Source organism: Ferrovum sp., assembly GCF_027317285.1.
In the GTDB taxonomy this organism is placed as follows: Bacteria; Pseudomonadota; Gammaproteobacteria; order Burkholderiales; family Ferrovaceae; genus Ferrovum.
In genome coordinates this window covers 17645-35581 of record NZ_DAHVHV010000006.1, presented here as the reverse complement: position 1 = coordinate 35581, position 17937 = coordinate 17645, and the positions used below count along the sequence as shown (strand labels likewise).

Below are 17937 nucleotides of genomic sequence, written 5' to 3'. Positions count from 1 at the left end.
TCTTCAACCCACCACTGGCAGCATGTGCGGGGCCTGTTCCAGCAAAAATGCCTTGAAAGCCCGCGCCACCGGAGACAGACGCTTATCCCGATGATGAACCAGATTCCAGTCGCGGATGATGGGCAGTCCAACCACCGGCAATACCTTGAGTCGTTTGGTTTCCAGTTCCAGCGTCACCGAATGTTCGGACAGGAAGGCAATCCCCATGCCGGCAATCGTGGCCTGCTTGATAGTTTCGTTACTACTCATCTCCATGCGCGGCTGTATCTCCACGCCATGGGCCAGCAGGAACCGTTCCAGCAACTGGCGCGTTCCCGACCCTTTCTCGCGCAACAAGAAATCTTCCCCGGCCAGGTCCACCACTTCCACACTTTTTTCCGCGGCCAGGGGATGCGTGGGAGGAGACACGATGATATGGGCATTGCGGGCAAAAGGCTCCATGACCACGCCCATTTCCTCCGGAGGCTGTCCCATAATGACCAGATCCACTTCATTATGGTGCAACTGCTGGACGATTCCCGCCCGATTCGAGACAGACAGTTTCAATTGGACCGATGGATGCAGCATACAGAAACGGGATAGAAGCGCAGGCGCAAAATATTTGGCCGTGCTGATGATGGCAATGTCGAGACGACCGCTGATTCCCTCGCGCAAACTCTCCAGAGCCTCCCGGGCATCCTTCAGCTGACGCGCGATCACCCGCGCATGCTGGTAGAGTTCCTCTCCTGCATGGGTCAGAAAAATGCGCTTGCCCATCTGTTCAAACAGGGGCATCCCCACAAAATCTTCCAACTGCTTGATTTGCATGGATACCGCCGGCTGGGTCAGATGCAACTCCTCGCTCGCCCGCGAAAAACTGAGCAACCTGGCCACTGCCTCGAAGATTTGTAACTGCCGAAAGGTAAAATGCATGCCCCCCCCTGATGACAAACCCATCATAAAGCCTTCATAATATCCGTGCAATTTTCTATAATAGGGGGAAAGAATCACCATATTCCCCCACCATTGTCAACCTTGAGGAGAAATCACATGGCTGTTCGCGTCGGTATCAACGGTTATGGTCGCATCGGTCGCAATGTATTGCGTGCCCTGTACGAGACCGGTAACAAGCAAGGCATTCAGATCGTAGCGATCAACGATTTGGGCAATTCGGAAACCAATGCTCATCTGACCCGTTTTGATACCGCCCACGGCCGGTTCAATGGAGAAATCTCGGTGGAAGGCAACGCCATGATCATCAATGGCGACCGCATCCCGGTTTTTTCCCAACGCAACCCCGCTGAAATCCCCTGGGGCAGCGTGGGGGTGGACGTGGTTCTGGAATGCACCGGTTTGTTTACCTCCAAGGAAAAGGCTTCAGCCCACCTGAAGGGTGGCGCCAAAAAAGTCGTCATTTCCGCACCGGGCGGAAACGATGTCGATGCCACCGTGGTATATGGTGTCAACCACCACGTCCTGCGTTCGGACATGACCGTCATTTCCAATGCCTCCTGTACCACCAATTGTCTGGCCCCCCTGGTGAAGCCGCTGCATGAAAAAATCGGCGTGGTCAAAGGCCTGATGACGACCGTCCATTCCTACACCAACGATCAGGTTCTGACCGACGTGTACCACTCCGACCTGCGCCGTGCCCGTTCCGCCACCATGTCCATGATTCCCACCAAAACCGGTGCGGCAGCGGCCGTGGGCCTGGTTCTGCCGGAATTGAACGGAAAACTGGATGGTTTTGCCGTTCGGGTCCCCACCATCAATGTCTCTTTGGTCGACCTGACGTTTGAAGCCGCACGGGCCACCACCGTGGAGGAAATCAACAACATCATGAAAGAGGCTGCAGGCTCCGCTGCCCTGAAAGGGATCCTGAACTACAACGAAGGCCCTCTGGTCTCCGTGGATTTCAACCACGATTCGGCTTCCAGCACCTTCGACGCCACCCTCACCAAAGTTTCCGGCGGAACCCTGGTCAAGGTTCTGTCCTGGTATGACAATGAATGGGGCTTCAGCAACCGTATGCTGGATGTCACCGCCGCCTGGATGGCAGCATCCTGACCAAGTTCTGCCCATGTGTCACGCATCAGCCCCGATTCTGCAGAGATTTCGGGCTGATTTTTTTGAATTTTTGAGTCACCACAGGAAATTGTCATGAGTATCCTTCGCATGCAGGACATGGATCTTGCCAAAAAACGTGTATTGGTGCGCGTTGATCTCAACGTCCCTCTCAAGGAGGGGCGCATCTCCGACGACACGCGCATCCGCGCCAGTCTGCCCGGAATCCAACATGCCTTGAAGGCAGGCGCCCGCCTCATGCTGATGTCCCACCTGGGCCGTCCCGCCGAAGGCACTTTTGACGAAGCCCATTCCCTGGCGCCTGTCGCCCAGCGCCTGTCCGAACTTCTGGGACAGCCGGTTCCTCTGGTCCGGCATTGGCTCGATCATCCCCTGAATGTCGAACCGGGTCAGGTGGTCATGCTCGAAAACGTGCGCTTCAACGTGGGCGAAAAAAAGGACGATGACACGCTGTCCAGAAAAATGGCCGCCCTGTGCGATGTGTTCGTGATGGATGCCTTCGGAACGGCTCACCGCGCCGAAGCCTCCACACATGGCGTGGCCAAATTCGCCCCGATCGCCTGTGCCGGCCCTCTGCTGGCGGCAGAACTGGACGCTCTGGGACGCGCGCTCAAGGAACCTGCCCGCCCCCTGGTGGCCATCGTGGCAGGATCCAAGGTTTCCACCAAGTTGACGGTGCTCTCCACGCTGTCCCACAAAGTCGATCAACTGATCGTCGGCGGTGGAATCGCCAACACCTTCCTGCTGGCTGAAGGGCACAAGATCGGCAAATCCCTGGCCGAACCCGACCTGGTACCCGAAGCCCGTAAAATCATCGATGCGGCACGGGCGCGCGGCGGTGACGTACCCATTCCGGTAGATGTGGTCACTGCCAAGAAATTTGCAGAAGATGCCGAGGCCACCCTGAAGGACGTGGATGCCGTGGCTGACGATGACATGATTTTTGATATCGGTCCCAGAACAGCGGCACGTCTGGCAGAGATCATCAAGAATGCGGGCACCATCGTGTGGAACGGTCCCGTGGGCGTATTCGAGTTCGACCAGTTTGGAGCAGGCACCGAAGCCTTGGCCCTGGCCATCGCCGAATCTCCGGCTTTCTCCATCGCCGGGGGAGGGGATACCCTGGCCGCTGTATCCAAGTACGAGATCGGTGACCGCGTGTCCTACATTTCCACAGGGGGAGGGGCATTTCTCGAGTTCCTCGAAGGACGGGATCTGCCCGCCGTCAAGATTCTCGAAACACGGGGCCAATAACCTGTCTCGGTGGAGCCCCCTCTGCGGGGTCTCCACGCCCCCAAACCACACGGACCCGGGCTACCCATGAGATAATCACGGCTTTATCGCTGGTGGAGTTCGAACCGTGGTATGGAACCATTCCCTGCCCCTCCATCGCCCACAGGAGTTGTCATTCAAATGCAGCGTCGCACCAAAATTGTCGCCACCATCGGCCCCGCTTCCAGTTCTCCCGAAATCCTCGAGCGCATGATCCTGGCCGGGATGGACATGGCCCGCCTCAACTTTTCCCATGGCACAGAAGCAGACCACCGCGCACGGGTTGAAACCATCCGCACTCTGGCCAAAAAACTGGGACGAACAGTGGGTATTCTGGGCGACCTGCAGGGTCCCAAAATCCGCGTGGGCAAGTTTCAGGACAACAAAATCCTTCTTCAGGCCGGCACCCCCTTCATCCTCGATGCAGATTGCCCTCTGGGGAATCAGGAGCGGGTCGGACTGGATTACAAGGAATTGCCCCAGGATGTTCAAGCCGGCGATTCCCTTCTTCTGGACGATGGAAAAATCGAACTCTGCGTCACCGCCGTCCACGGCAATGAAGTTCACACCATCGTCATTCAGGGGGGCACCCTGTCCAACAACAAGGGCATCAACCGTCGGGGCGGCGGGTTAACTGCGCCCGCGCTCACCGACAAGGATCGTGAAGACATCAAGTTGGCCGCGCGCCTGAAGGTGGACTACCTGGCCGTATCCTTCCCCCGCTCCGGGGCCGACATGGATCAGGCCCGTGCGCTGCTCACTGCGGCCGGGGGACAGGCCCAGTTGCAGGCAAAAATCGAACGGGCAGAAGCCATCGATGCACTGGAAGACATCATTGCCGCCAGCGACTCCATCATGGTGGCGCGCGGAGATCTGGCCGTGGAGGTAGGCGATGCCGCCGTGCCCGCCCTGCAAAAGCGCATGATCCGTCTGGCGCGGCAGATGAACAAAACCATCATTACAGCCACCCAGATGATGGAATCCATGATCTCCAGTCCGGTCCCCACCCGCGCAGAGGTCTCCGATGTGGCCAATGCCGTGCTGGATGGGACGGATGCCGTCATGCTCTCTGCCGAATCGGCTGCAGGGCAATATCCGGTGGAATCCATTGCGGCCATGGCGAGAGTCTGCACCGAGGCCGAGAAACAGGATATGCTCCCGATGGTGGAGCGGGGAGCCTTCGACCCCGTGGATCGCATCGAGAAAGCCGTCGCACGCGCCGTGATCCACACCACCCGCCACCTGAACGTCAAGGCCGTGGCCGCCTTGACCCAGAGCGGAACCACGGCGTTGCTGATTTCCCGTTCGGATACGCCCGTGCCGATCTATGCCATGACCCCTTCCGAAGAGACTCAGCAACGGACTACCCTGTACCGTGGAGTCTACCCGGTGACCTTCCATCACAGCCACCTGGAACCTGCGGCGGTGATCGCTGAAGCCGAGGCCGAACTGCTCAGGATGGGCGCCGTCGTGGAAGGGGACCTGATGTTGTTGACCATGGGCGAGCCCATTGGCAAAGCCGGGGGAACCAACACGATGAAAATCATACGGGTGGGAGAGCATACGGCATGAGTGACGCCGTTCTTGAAACGAGCATCACTTCCTTGCCCTTGATTTCCCGAGGGAAAGTACGGGACATCTATGCCGTCGGAACCCAATTCCTGCTCATGGTGACCACCGATCGCCTGTCCGCCTTCGATGTCGTCTTTCCTTCCCCCATTCCGGGCAAGGGCAAACTGCTCCAGACCCTCTCCAACTTCTGGTTCGATTATTTCAGGGATATTCCCAACCACCTCACCGGAATCGCCCCAGAAGACGTCGTCACCACAGCCGAAAGAGATCAGGTCAGAGACCGTGCGATGGTCGTCAAACGTCTCAAACCACTGCCTTTGGAGGCGGTGGTACGGGGTTATCTGGAGGGATCGGGCTGGAAGGACTATCAAGTGACCGGGAAGGTTTGTGGCATCGACCTTCCATCTGGCCTGCAACGTGCCGAAAAACTCCCTCACCCGATTTTTACCCCGGCGACCAAGGCGGCGGTGGGCGATCATGACGAAAACATTTCTTTTGAACAAATGATCGATCTGGTCGGAGAACAACGCGCAGAAGAAGTAAAATGCACGGCCTTCAAACTTTACTCTGGAGCCGCACACTACGCCGAAGGGCGCGGCATCCTGATTGCGGACACCAAATTCGAATTCGGACTCGACGACCAAAACCGCCTGACCCTCATGGATGAAGTACTCACGCCGGACTCCTCCAGATTCTGGCCCAGGAACAGTTACCAGCCCGGCACCAGCCCGCAAAGTTTCGACAAACAGTTCGTCCGCAACTGGCTGGAAACCCAACACTGGAACAAGCGCCCTCCGGCCCCCGCCCTTCCCGAAGAAATCATCCGGGGCACCCTGGCGCGGTATCAGGAAGCCGTCACCGCCCTCACGCACGCCTGAGACTCGACGCTCCTCAGTCACATCAATGGGGAAGACGTTTCCCACACGGGAAGGCGGACAGTAAACCGACTCCCCACTCCCTCCGTACTGACAACTTCCAATGTCCCGTGGTGCAGGGCGATGATCCGGTTCACGAGGGTGAGGCCCACGCCCGTCCCACTGTGCGACCCGACGTTGGAGCCACGGTAATATCGCTCGAAAATATGGGGCCGATCCCGCTCGGGAATGCCGATGCCCTGATCCGATATCTCAATCACCAGGGTACCATCGCAGTCTTGTGCCCCGAGCGTGATGGAACTGCCCGGCGCCGAATATTTGACGGCATTGGACAAAAGATTGCCAAATGCCTGGTGAAGCAACTCCGTATCCCCTGTGATGAACAAACTGAAATTCTCCAGATCTTCCTGAAAATGTCGATTGGGGGCCATCTCGCGGTATTCCTGACACAAACGACGAAGCAATTCGCCGATCTCCAGTGTTTGCGGATGGAAGGGTTGTGTTTCGGTGGAATGTTTGGGGATGTCCAGCAAATTGTCGAGCAGCGTGGTCAGGCGTTGGGTGGCACGCCGGATCTTGAGTGCACGCTCCCCCACCTCGTCTGGCCCAAAACGCCCGCGGGCGTTATACAGACGCTGGGCATACCCGTCGATCAGGGCCAGGGGCGTACGAAATTCATGGGAGGTCATCAGAACGAAATTATGTTGTTGCTGAGTCATTTCCTGCGCTTTGGCCAGGGCATCTTCAAGGCTCTTCGCCTGTTCCGCCAGGCGGGCCTGACTGGTCAACAGCGCTCGGGCATTGTCCTGGAAGACCCGTACCGAACGGGCCATGACGCCAATTTCATCACTCCGCTCAACCCCCTGGATGGGAACCTCGGCTTCCTTGTCCACGATCCGTTGCATGCTCCTCGCCAAATCGAGCAACGGGTTGGAAACAGAGCGTGTAATGAAACCAATGGCCGTAAAAAGCAGCAATCCCGCCGTCAAAATGGCTGCCACGATCCAGCCATTGGCATCCCGGTAAGTGGCACTCTCCCGCTCTACGGCATTTTTGGCCCCCACCAGATTCCACTGGGTCAACTGTCCCAGTGTTTCACTGGCCCTGTCGTAAGCGGTGCGCGCATCGGTGCGATATAGACGGATCGCTGTGCCATTTTCAGGCGGCAACGCCTGTTCCTGCCTCACCAGCCGACGATAACTGCGCCAATGGACGAGAAAATCCTGATACAGCCGATCTTCCTGGTCGTCGTGGCGGATGCGCTGGTATCGCACCAGACTATGGGCAATGGAAGCATCCAGAGCGTCCATTTCGCGTGCACTGTCCTGACGTTCCAACGGCGTATCCGCCAGCAGGAAACTGCCCTCGGCCGAACGAAAATCCGAGGTATCGTTATTGAGATCGCCCAGAATGCGCGTAGATTGCAACCAGCGGTCACGGATCTCTGCCGTCACCCGGTTATAGTCATCCAACTGACGGATGCTGAACGCCCCTAACCCCACGACCAGCAAAAGGAAAAGGGCATAGGCCAGGGACAGGCGTGTGCGCAGGGAGTGGAAACGCATGGTCTATCGGGACACAGAACCTGGACCGAGCCCTGCATTCATGACTTCTTTCACCGCTTGAACACCCCGCTCTCCCTCCACCGGTTTCAATCCGCAGCCTCCACTGTATCCGAAAAATACTTAAAACCAATTGAATTTCAACAAATTTTACACAAACAAAGAAAACATCCAGTCCTCTCCGGCCAACAGATGAATAATATTCATTGTTTAATGATTAAAATGAATTTTACTTATCTTTGAACCGGTACTTATAATACAATCACAAATTCTAAGGATAGAACGATATGATATTAAGCCCTTTCAGGGGGCTGCATCTTCCACAATAAATTTTATTCGGAGCACATACCATGAACAATGCACGCAGAGGAATGTTGGGCTTCATGACCAGCGGTCTGGCAACCCTGACGCTGGGCGGTGGATCGACTGCGCACGCCGAATCGGCCCAATCCTCCTTGAGGACCTTGATTCCCGAAGGGACCTCAACGTTATCCCTTTTGAATCGATCACTGGAAAAAACGCCCCGACGTCGGAACTTCAAGAGTGTTCCCATGATTTTGACCCACCCCGACGAATGGGATGACGAGGCCTTGCGCCTGGTTTTCCAGTATCAGGGACAGCATAAGCAGGTTTTCGACAACGTAGTCCTGGACGGCCCATGGCTCAATCTGATGAGAAATACCCTGAATACCCAGATATGGGCTTTCGGACACAAGGATTTTCTGGTGGTCTCGGGCACCCATGGACCCGCCCATTTGGCGCTTTACGATGATTACCTGTGGGAAAAGTATCAATTATCCCAACTGACCCAGGGGAAATTCAAGGACAACAGTTTCCTGAAGGTCTCTGCTGCAGCCCAGACGGACCCCGCCCAATATGAGGACATCACCGGCGCATTCTCCCCCCTGGATAACAGTATTCCGGTACTGCAGTCCCGTGGCGTCGTTTTTCTGGCCTGCCACAACGCCATCTTCGAGTTGGCCACCCGCCTGCACAAGTCGGATGTGAATCCAGACCATCGATCCATCCCCCAATTGGCTGCCGAACTCACCAATCACCTCATCGATGGGGCGGTATTGACCCCCGGCGTGATGGGAACGATGCCCGAATTGGGTGCACGGGGATTTTATTACGCCAAATAGGAGAACACTCATGAAAATAGACAGAACTTCTTTCTTTATCAAGACGATTTTACTGACCCTGCTGGGCGGTATCTCCCTGAACACCCAGGCCGGCGTGAACCCACCCTGGAGCGAAGGAAGAAACGACCCCGTCGTCCAACGCGGACTGGAATTCACTGTCCCCGAAGTGGACAATCTGCCGGATTTTCATGGGGACCCCATGGGCGCTCAGTTGTCGATTTTTGTGGGCGGCAACTACTTCTTTGCCATGGCCCCCCTGGTAGCCGCCTTTGAGGAGGAACACCCTGCGCTGAAAGGAAAAATTTATTACGAAACCATCCCGCCGGGACTGCTGTTCGATCAAATTCACCAGGGCGGTACCATCACGGTGGGCAACATGACCTGGACCGTCAAGGCGGACGTCTACGCCGCAGGATTGAAACGGGTCAGCGCCATGGACAGTGAGGGGTCATTACAAGGCCCCGTCGTGTCCTACGCCACCAATCAACTGACCATCATGGTCCCGAAAAACAATCCCGCACACATCCGGACGCTGGTCGATCTGGGCAAGCCCGGCGTAAAACTGGTCATGCCCAATCCGGAATTCGAAGGGATTGGACGGCAGATCAAGGCCGCCTTGATGAAGGCAGGAGGCCCTGAACTGGTTCAGGCGGTTTATGTCCGTAAGGTCCGTACGGGAGAAACCCAACTGACCCACATCCATCATCGACAAAGCCCGATGACCTTGATGAAGGGCCTTGCAGATGCCGGAGTTACCTGGCAATCCGAAGCAATTTTTCAGGAGGAAACCGGGAACCCGATCACCCATGTGGAGATTCCCGACCCCCAGAATGCCACTGCCGTTTACGCGGCAGGAGTGGTCAAAGGGGCGCCCCATCCCCAGGCGGCTCAAGCCTGGGTCGACTTCCTGAAGTCGGCCAGGGCCCAGGCCATTTTTGCACATTATGGTTTCAAACCTTATCCGCAATCTACGGATGAACCGTCAGTCCGTCGATGAAGAGGTCGTGACATGAACAGGACAAAGTACCGTGCGCGTGGAAAAGTGTTCCTCAAGGCCCTTCTGTTTCTGCCCCTGGCCTTTGGCGCACACGGCGAAACCTCTCCTCCCCATGCCCTGATCCTCGGCGGCGGGGAGGGCAGCGGATTCAGCCGTGCCGCCTGTGCCGGTTGTCACGGAAGCGAAGGCGAGGGGAATGCCGCAGGGGGAATACCCGGTTTGAGAGGGCTTCCTTCCACCTATCTGGAGGAACAACTGCATGCCTTTGCCTCCGGCGAACGGAAAAACCCCATCATGAACTCGATCGCCCAAGCGCTCACGGCGGATGGCATCACCCATGCGGCCAACTATTACGCACAGTTACCCCCCCGGTCTCGCCCCCTGGGGGCCGGGGACGAATCCGGTCATGAACTGGCCGTTCACGGCCGGTGGAGCGAGAACGTTCCCTCCTGTGATGATTGCCATGGCCCCGATGGAAAAGGCGTGGGCGAAAACTTTCCGGCCTTGAACGGGCAACCGGCCCTCTATCTGGAAAACCAGTTGCGGGCATTTCAAAATGGCAGCCGCCCTCCGGGCCCCCTCCGCTTGATGGAAAACATTTCCAGAAAACTGTCTGCCCAGGATATTCGCTCTGTTTCGCTCTACTATTCCGGCTCATCCGCCGTGACCCCAGGAGGTCAACCGTGAAGTACCTGATGACCCTTGCCCTGTTGATGACCAGCCTCACGACCCTGGGAGACGGCCTGCCCGACTCTCCTCCCGAGGGAGGAGCCTCCCTCTTGCCCGCAGACCGTGATATTCCCAAGGATGAATTTGGAAAAATGGTGCGCCAGGGTCAACTGATTTTTTCCAATACCGGTCAATACGCACGCGCCTATGTAGGCAATGATTTGAGTTGCCGCAATTGTCATCTGGACCAGGGCCGCAAGGCGGGATCGGCACCCTTATGGGCAGCATTTCTGTCCTACCCCGCTTATCGATCCAAAAACCACCGGGTCAATACTTTCGCAGAACGTCTGCAGGATTGCTTTCTCTACAGCATGAATGGTAAAGCCCCTCCTTTGGGCGACCCCATATTGGTGGCTTTGGAGTCGTATGCCTACTGGATGGAGAAAAACGCAAAAATCAACCCCCGCTTGCCGGAACGGGGGATCCCGCAAATTCAGGCCCCCGGCACTCCGCCCAGTTACGAACGAGGAAAAACCGTTTACGCGAATCATTGTGCACTCTGTCACGGGGTCGATGGCCAGGGGAGACGGGCCGGTGACGGGCACGTGGTCTTCCCGCCCCTGTGGGGGAGCCGTTCTTTCAACTGGGGAGCCGGGATGGCCCACCTGAACAAGGCCGCAGCCTATATCAAGACCAATATGCCCCTGAGTCTGGGAGGATCGCTCTCCGATCAGGAAGCCTGGGATGTGGCCTATTTCATGGATGGACACGATCGCCCCCAGGATCCGCGGTTCACCGGTTCTGTGGATGAAACACGCGCCCTGTTTCATCGCTCCCGGAATTCTCTCTACGGACATCTAGTCGACGGTCACGTGTTGGGAAATGACCCGGCATCCCAAAATTGAACACTTGCATCGATAACCCGGTGAGAATCCTGATAAAGTACGCCTTCCACCCAGGAAAGTGGTTTCTCCCCTTTTCTTGCCAACTTCGGGACGTCGATGAAAGTTCTTTGTATCGAAGATGACCATGAAATGGCCGATTTGATCGCGGAAGAGTTACAGGACCGGGGCGTATCCATCCAGTTAACCCACGACGGTCAGGCCGGCCTCGAGGCCATCGAGCGTGAGCGCCCGGACCTGGTGCTGTGCGATATCGGCTTACCCACGCTTTCCGGATTCGAGGTGCTGGAGAAAGTCCTGGCCGCCCTGCCCAATCCCCCCCCGTTCATTTTTCTGACTGCCCTCACCGACCGTGAAAGCGAATTGCACGGACGACGACTGGGTGCGGACGACTATGTCACCAAACCCATCGACTTTGACGTACTGTACGAAATTCTACGCGCACGTTTGGGCCGGATGCGGGAACCCCTGCCCGCCGGAAATGGCGTGGAATTGGCAGAAAGGGAACGGGAAGTCCTGACCTGGTCGGCGCGCGGCAAGACCTCGAGTGAAATTGCCTTGATTCTGGGACTGTCCAAAAGAACGGTGGATTTTCACATCGATAACGCCCGCACCAAACTGGGGGTCGCCACCCGCATCGAAGCCGCGATCCGGGCAGCCAGCCTGGGCCTGATCACACCCTGACGCCAGTTTCATTCATCCATTGGCCTGGCCCGGGGTTTACCCCGGCTCTTGTCAAGGAATACCATCTGCAAGGCAGGCGCCACCACCAGCAACATGATCGGCCCCAGCAACATCCCCCCCACCACCACCATGGCCAGGGGCCGTTGTACCTGGCTTCCGATGCCGTGTGACAACGCGGCAGGAAGCAGTCCGATACACGCCGACAACGCCGTCATGAGAAGTGGGCGCATGCGCTTCTCAGCCGCCGTAAACATGGCTTCCTCTGCAAGCATGCCCGAATTCACCAGACCATTGAAGTAGGTCATGATGAGAATGCCGTTCATGACCGAAACGCCAAACAGGGAAACAAAACCGATGGCCGCCGAGATGCTCAGATCCAATCCCGTCAGGTACAGGGCAATGACCCCCCCTGCTGCGGAGAAGGGAATGGCCACCAGTACCAGAAGGCTGTCTCGCACGGAATTGAACAAACCATAGAGCAAGACCAGGATCAGGCCCAAGGCGATGGGAACCACCACAAAAAGCCGCTGTTTGGCCTGCTGCAATTCATCAAACTCTCCGGCCCACTCGATCCGGTACCCCTGCGGCAAGGGAACCTGACGCGCAACGACCTGCTGAGCTTCCAGTACCGTACTCCCGATATCCCGTCCGCGCACACTGAATTTGACCGGGATGAAACGCTGGTTTTTTTCATGATAGATGTAAGAAGCGCCTGTATCGAGAGAAATATTCGCCACCTCGCTGAGGGGAATGTAGGCATTGGTACCCGTCGGGGTTTGATAGGCCACTTTCAGTTGACGGATCGAATCGATATTCTGTCTGAACTCGGGTGCCAGACGTACCACCAGGGAAAATTGCCGGTCGCTTTCCATCAACGTCGTGGTCTGGGCGCCACCCAGAGCCGCCTGGACCACCGTATTGACATCGCCGGTATTGAGCCCGTAACGGGCAGCCCGCACCCGGTCCACCACGATATTGAGATTGGGTTGCCCCATGATTCGAAAAACACCCAGGTCCGCAATCCCCTTGACCTTGGACAGTTCATCGTGCACCCGATCGGCCAGTTTTTCCAGCACCACCAGATCCGGGCCCAGGATCTTGACCGAATTGGCCCCCTTGACCCCCGACAGACCCTCTTCTACATTATCTTGAATATACTGTGAAAAGTTGAATTCTATCCCCACAAATTCCTGCGCGAACCGCTTCTGCAATTCCGCCACCAATTTTTCCTTGGTCACGCCGGCCGGCCAGTCCTCCATGGGTTTCAGTGGCACGAAAAATTCCGCATTCCCAAAACTGGAAGCATCACTCCCGTTGTCTGGCCGACCATGCTGAGAAACCACCGTAATGACTTCGGGGTAGGAGTCCAGGATCTGTCGGATCCGGGTCACGGTCGGCATTCCCGCTTCCAGTGAAATGGTGGGCGGCATGGTCGCCCGGATCCACAAATTTCCTTCCTCGAGGGCAGGAAGAAATTCCGATCCGATCAAACGCAACAGGATCGCCGCGACCCCCAAAAAGGCCATCCCCCCCAGTATGGTTGCCTGACGATGTGCCAGGGCCCAGCGCAGAATGGGCACATAACGCCCGCGCAGCCAACGCACCACCAGGGTTTCCGTATCGCGCACCTCCTTGGGCAACAAAAAGGAAGAGAGAACGGGCGTAATGGTAAAGGTCGCAATCAGGGCCCCAGCCAGGGCGTATCCGTAGGTACGCGCCATCGGACCGAAAATCTGACCCTCCACACCCTCCATGGTAAAGAGGGGCAGGAAAGCGGCCACGGTGATCATGGTCGAAAAGATAATAGCTCGATCCACCTGCAGGACACTGATGAAAATCATGCGCAGTCGGTTGGTCCACCCATAGCCGTGTTCCAGAATCCGGCTGTCCCCCCGTTCATTCCCCTCCAGTAAGGCCTCGAGCAAGGCACTGCGATCCGCCTTGTTTTTCTGGAAATTATGGAAGATGTTTTCCACCAGAATGACGGCCGAATCCACAATGATGCCGAAATCCACCGCACCCAGAGAAAGCAGGTTGGCGGATTCCCCCGTCATGACCAACAGGATGATGCTGAAAAACAGGGCAAACGGGATATTGACTCCGACGATGAGCGCACTTCGCAGGTCTCCCAGAAAAACCCACTGAATGAAGAAAACGAGCAGACATCCGAAGATCAGGTTATGCAGTACGGTGTGGGTGGTGACATTGACCAGGGAAGTCCGGTCATAGAAAGGAACGATCTTGACACCCGGGGGAAGACTGCCGTCACGGTTGATTTTTTCCACTTCGGCCTTGACCCGGGCCACCACGTCGTTGGTTTGCATGGTACGGTTCATCACCACGATGGCAGCCACCACATCATCCTGGCTATCGCGTCCGGCCTTGCTCAAGCGGGGCACCACCCCCACCTTGACCCGAGCCACATCCTTGACCAGTACCGGTGTCCCGTTGGACTGTGTAAGCACGATGTTTTCCACATCGGTCACCCGTCGTCCCTGGGTCAGATCCAGCGCTCCCCCGGTATCGATCAAGCCAACCCCCCGTATATTGAGGGACTGCTGGCCGATATTGATGGTCCGCCCTCCCACGTTGATGTTGGCGTTGCCGATGGCCGCCACCATTTGGGGAATGGTAATGTTGTAGGCTTCCAGTTTATGCAGGTCCGCTTCTACGTCGAATTCCTTGGTGGCCCCACCCCAACTGTTGACCTGAACCACCCCCGGAACCGTCAGCAAGCGCCGTTGCAACACCCAATCCTGAACCGTGCGAAGGTTGGTCAAGCCAAAATGGGGGGGGCCCACGACCTGATACCGAAAAATTTCCCCCACCAGACTGGATGCCTGGATTTGGGGGGAAACATTGTTGGGCAGGCTGACATTCTGTTGCAGGCTCAGGGCGGCCTGAGTATAGGCAAAATAATAATCGATGCCGTATTTGAAGGTGACGCGAATAAACGACAGTCCATAGAAGGACGTGGACCGGATGTTATCGACCCCCGGCGTTGCCGCCAACCCCACTTCCATGGGCACCGTGTAGTACCGTTCCATTTCCTCGGCCGAGAGACCGGGTGCCTGGGCCGTAATCTCGAGAATCACCGGGGCCGGATTGGGATAGGCTTCCACATTGAGTTTCAGGTAGGCCATGACCCCACCGGCAACGAATACCAGGAGCCCCAATAACACAATCGGACGACGGGACAGCGAAAACAACAGAATGCTTTTCAACACGGCTCTCTACCCTCACTCGCCCGTCGAGGCGCTGACCGCAAAAGCATTGCTCAGAAAGATCGCCCCGTCGGTAGCCACCTGCTCTCCCGGCTGAACGCCTTCCAGAATCTGCATCAGATTTTCCTGTCGAATGCCGATGGTCACCGAGCGCCGCCTGAAACGGTGTTGCCCCTCGGCCACCCAGGCACTGTAAGATCCATCCCCTTCTCGCACCACCCCGCCCTCAGGGAGCCCCACCGACTGCATATCGGCCCCCGTGCGAATGGTAAAGGTCGCCATCATCCCGGGATGCAATTCATGACGGGGATCCCGGACCACACAGCGTACCTGGAGACGGTGGGTATTGGAGTCCACCACCGTCCCGATTTTGTCGATCTTTGCCTGGAATGTTCGTTGGGAAAAGGCCATGACCCGCACGATCACGGATTCCCCGACTTCCAGAAGCGGGATGTCGGTTTCAGCCACATTGGCCAGCATCCATACCGTGGAAAGGTCGGAAACGGCGTAGGGCGCAGGAGCCGTACCCGGTTGCACGTAGGTTCCCGCTGCAGCAGACATGGCAACTACCGTCACGCGTCCATCGAGGTGGCTGGGAATGGCCAGGATCGAATCCACCTTGCGGGTTGCCTCGATACGGTCGATCTCCTGGGCGGACTTACCGAACAAATGCAGGGCATTCCGTGCAGCATTGTAATTCCCCTCCGCCGTTTGCTGGTCTGCAACGGCCTGCTGGTAATCCTTTTCCGCCAGTCCCTTGAGTGCGATAAGTTGTTTGGCACGCTCCAGCACGCGGGTCGTCAATTCGCGCACCCCCGCCGCCGCAATCAGGGTGGATTCCGCCTGGATCAGGTCGGGGCTATCGAGGGTATAGAGTGTCTCCCCTTTTCGGACAAAATCACCAACTTCTTTGAATCTTCGAAGAATTTTACCTGGATACGGAGGATAGACCTGTACGGTCTGGTCATCATCGAAGGCGATGACCCCCATGGCCTCCCGTTGCGCCAGAAAAGGGTGCAGGGTGGCGGGCGCCACCTTGACCAGCGCCATCTGGGCATCCGTCAATTGCAACGTTTGCCCGGACACCTTCGGTTCGATGGAAGAATTGTCCTTGCCGGAGGAAAGTTGAGTACTGCCACTGAAGAAATAGATCAGTGTGCTCACGACGACGGCGACGATGCCTCCCGGAATCACCCATTTTTGATGCTTGAACGTCATACCCTCGAACTCCTGCCAATTTTGGCGCAATGATGCGACTTTCATCTCCCCTCGTCTACTGTGACAAATCACAGTTTTCATGGGGCTGGAACCCTCGTACACTGCCCCCATCAGACTTGGAGCCCTTGCGTCATGCTGCGTCGTCCCTCATTCTTTCCGAACTCACTCCTGTTGGCGATCATCCTGGGTGGGTGCACCATGGGGCCAGACTTCCAACGTCCGCAGGCACCCACGGCGAACGGCTATACCCCGCAGGAAAAACTGGAGGCCTCTGCCGCCACCCCAGGCCTCGCCGGAGAGTCCCAGCATTTTGACGTACAGAAAGACCTCCCCTTTGACTGGTGGACGATGTTTCATTCGAAGGACATCAATGACCTGATCGAACTGGCCTTCAAAAACAACCCCACCATTCCGGCAGCGCAGGCGGCCCTGGCTCAGGCCCAGTCAATGACCGTCGCCCAGGAAGGGTTCTTCTTCCCCACCGTGGGAGTCAGTTATATGCCTTCACGCAACAAACTGGCTGGAAACATGGGAGGGAACTCGCCCGGCATCCAGGGCAATGGCCAGGTCATTCAGACTTACAGCAACCCGGCGGGCCCTATCTACAACGGTCCTGCCTACTACAATTTTCATACGGCCCAGTTGATGGTAGGGTATACCCCCGATGTGTTTGGGACCAACCGGCGCCAGGTTGAGTCCATGAAGGCTCAGGAAGAACAGCAACGCTACCAGTTGGAAGCCACCTATATCACCCTGGCCTCCAACGTGGTGGCCGCCGCCTTGCAGGAAGCCTCCCTGCGCGCCCAGCTGGAGGCCACGCACCGGATCATCGAGGCCAATCGCGAAATGTTGACCATTCTCAGGGATCAAGCGCGCCTGGGCTATGCCATGGACATCGATGTCGCCAATCAGGAAACCGCCCTGGCACAGGCCGAGCAGAGTTTGCCGCCGCTCGAAAAGGCCTTCGAACAAACCCGTGATCTGCTGCGTGCCCTGGCTGGTCAGTTACCCAATCAGGATATCCCGCAAAAATTCGAGTTGGCCTCCCTGCACCTCCCTTCCTCCCTTCCACTCAGTTTGCCGTCCCAATTGGTGGACCAGCGTCCCGATGTGCGCATGGCCGAGGAACAACTTCACTATGCCAGCGCGCAGGTGGGGGTGGCCGTCTCCAATCGCCTCCCTCAATTCACGATCTTCGGATTCATTGGGGGAGAAGCCAGCACATTCAACCAGATGTTTCACAATGGTGCCGGTTTCTTCAGTCTGATCGGAGATGTCAGCCAGACCCTCTTTGACGGCGGCACCCTGAGTGCTCATCAAACCGCCGCCGAAGCCGCTCTCAGGGAAGCCGCTGCCCAATACCGCACCACCGTGATTGGCGCCTTCCAGAATGTAGCCGATACCCTGCATGCCATCGAAGCAGATGCCCGCACCCTGAAAGCGGCCAGCGAAACGGAACGAGCCGCCCGACGCGCCTATGACCTGACCCGCCAACAACGGGAGGTCGGTTATGTCAATGCTCAGGCCGAACTTACCGCCCTGATCAATTTTCAGCAGGCCGAATTGGCCCTGGTGCAGGCGCGCGTCAATCGCTTTGGCGACACGGCAGCTCTCTATCAGGCCCTGGGAGGAGGATGGTGGAAACGCAAGGAAGCGCTTTCCGAAAACACACCCTCCTCTCCCCCTCAACCCTCCACCCCTTGACACCGATTTGCTGAACGACTGCCACCCATCCCATGGCCGAGATACATTACTG

General features: G+C 57.1%; 14 protein-coding genes. 10 read left to right on the top strand and 4 right to left on the bottom strand.

Annotation, left to right across the window (positions count from 1 at the left end; genetic code table 11):
- Positions 1–3 precede the first annotated feature (3 nt).
- Positions 4–912: a LysR family transcriptional regulator gene (locus M6F29_RS02910; protein ID WP_298157335.1), complete on the bottom strand. Its 909-nt coding sequence runs from the start codon at positions 910–912 to the stop codon at positions 4–6.
- A gap of 117 nt (positions 913–1029) precedes the next feature.
- Between M6F29_RS02910 and gap the strand changes: the two genes are divergently transcribed.
- From gap to M6F29_RS02890, 4 genes are all read left to right on the top strand, one after another.
- Positions 1030–2046: a type I glyceraldehyde-3-phosphate dehydrogenase gene (gap, locus tag M6F29_RS02905; protein WP_298157332.1), complete on the top strand. Its 1017-nt coding sequence runs from the start codon at positions 1030–1032 to the stop codon at positions 2044–2046.
- Positions 2047–2139: 93 nt separating this feature from the next.
- Positions 2140–3318 carry a phosphoglycerate kinase gene (locus M6F29_RS02900; protein ID WP_298157330.1) on the top strand — a complete coding sequence of 393 codons (1179 nt, stop codon included), beginning with the start codon at positions 2140–2142 and terminating at the stop codon, positions 3316–3318.
- Between the two features lie 159 nt (positions 3319–3477).
- Complete coding sequence (pyk, locus tag M6F29_RS02895; RefSeq protein ID WP_297485550.1) at positions 3478–4908, top strand: pyruvate kinase; 1431 nt, start codon at positions 3478–3480, stop codon at positions 4906–4908.
- A complete protein-coding gene (locus M6F29_RS02890; RefSeq protein WP_298157327.1) occupies positions 4905–5786 on the top strand; it encodes a phosphoribosylaminoimidazolesuccinocarboxamide synthase in 882 nt (293 codons plus the stop codon). The genes pyk and M6F29_RS02890 overlap by 4 nt, the downstream gene beginning before the upstream one ends.
- A gap of 17 nt (positions 5787–5803) precedes the next feature.
- Here the strand turns inward: M6F29_RS02890 and M6F29_RS02885 are convergent, their stop codons facing one another.
- Entirely contained in the window at positions 5804–7348 is a 1545-nt protein-coding gene (locus M6F29_RS02885) for a sensor histidine kinase (RefSeq protein ID WP_298157324.1), read from the bottom strand.
- Positions 7349–7695: 347 nt separating this feature from the next.
- Here M6F29_RS02885 and tetH point away from each other — a divergent pair, with 347 nt between their 5' ends.
- The 5 genes from tetH to M6F29_RS02860 all read left to right on the top strand — a co-directional run bounded on the left by tetH (position 7696) and on the right by M6F29_RS02860 (position 11739).
- The gene (tetH, locus tag M6F29_RS02880; RefSeq protein ID WP_298157321.1) at positions 7696–8487 is read left to right on the top strand and encodes a thiosulfate dehydrogenase; all 792 of its coding nucleotides are present in this window, start codon (positions 7696–7698) and stop codon (positions 8485–8487) included.
- Positions 8488–8497: 10 nt separating this feature from the next.
- A complete protein-coding gene (locus M6F29_RS02875) occupies positions 8498–9484 on the top strand; it encodes a molybdate ABC transporter substrate-binding protein (RefSeq protein WP_298157318.1) in 987 nt (328 codons plus the stop codon).
- A gap of 12 nt (positions 9485–9496) precedes the next feature.
- Positions 9497–10171, top strand: a complete 675-nt coding sequence (locus M6F29_RS02870) for a c-type cytochrome (protein ID WP_298157316.1) — start codon at positions 9497–9499, stop codon at positions 10169–10171.
- An 8-nt stretch (positions 10172–10179) separates the two neighbouring features.
- On the top strand, positions 10180–11058 hold the full coding sequence (locus M6F29_RS02865; protein WP_524537700.1) for a c-type cytochrome: 879 nt from the start codon (positions 10180–10182) through the stop codon (positions 11056–11058).
- A gap of 96 nt (positions 11059–11154) precedes the next feature.
- Positions 11155–11739, top strand: a complete 585-nt coding sequence (locus M6F29_RS02860) for a response regulator transcription factor (protein WP_297485928.1) — start codon at positions 11155–11157, stop codon at positions 11737–11739.
- Positions 11740–11747: 8 nt separating this feature from the next.
- On the opposite strand, the gene M6F29_RS02855 is transcribed toward M6F29_RS02860, so the two are convergent.
- A complete protein-coding gene (locus tag M6F29_RS02855) occupies positions 11748–14966 on the bottom strand; it encodes an efflux RND transporter permease subunit (RefSeq protein ID WP_298157310.1) in 3219 nt (1072 codons plus the stop codon).
- Between the two features lie 12 nt (positions 14967–14978).
- The gene (locus tag M6F29_RS02850) at positions 14979–16181 is read right to left on the bottom strand and encodes an efflux RND transporter periplasmic adaptor subunit (RefSeq protein WP_298157308.1); all 1203 of its coding nucleotides are present in this window, start codon (positions 16179–16181) and stop codon (positions 14979–14981) included.
- A gap of 132 nt (positions 16182–16313) precedes the next feature.
- Here M6F29_RS02850 and M6F29_RS02845 point away from each other — a divergent pair, with 132 nt between their 5' ends.
- On the top strand, positions 16314–17885 hold the full coding sequence (locus tag M6F29_RS02845; protein ID WP_298157306.1) for an efflux transporter outer membrane subunit: 1572 nt from the start codon (positions 16314–16316) through the stop codon (positions 17883–17885).
- Positions 17886–17937: the final 52 nt, after the last annotated feature.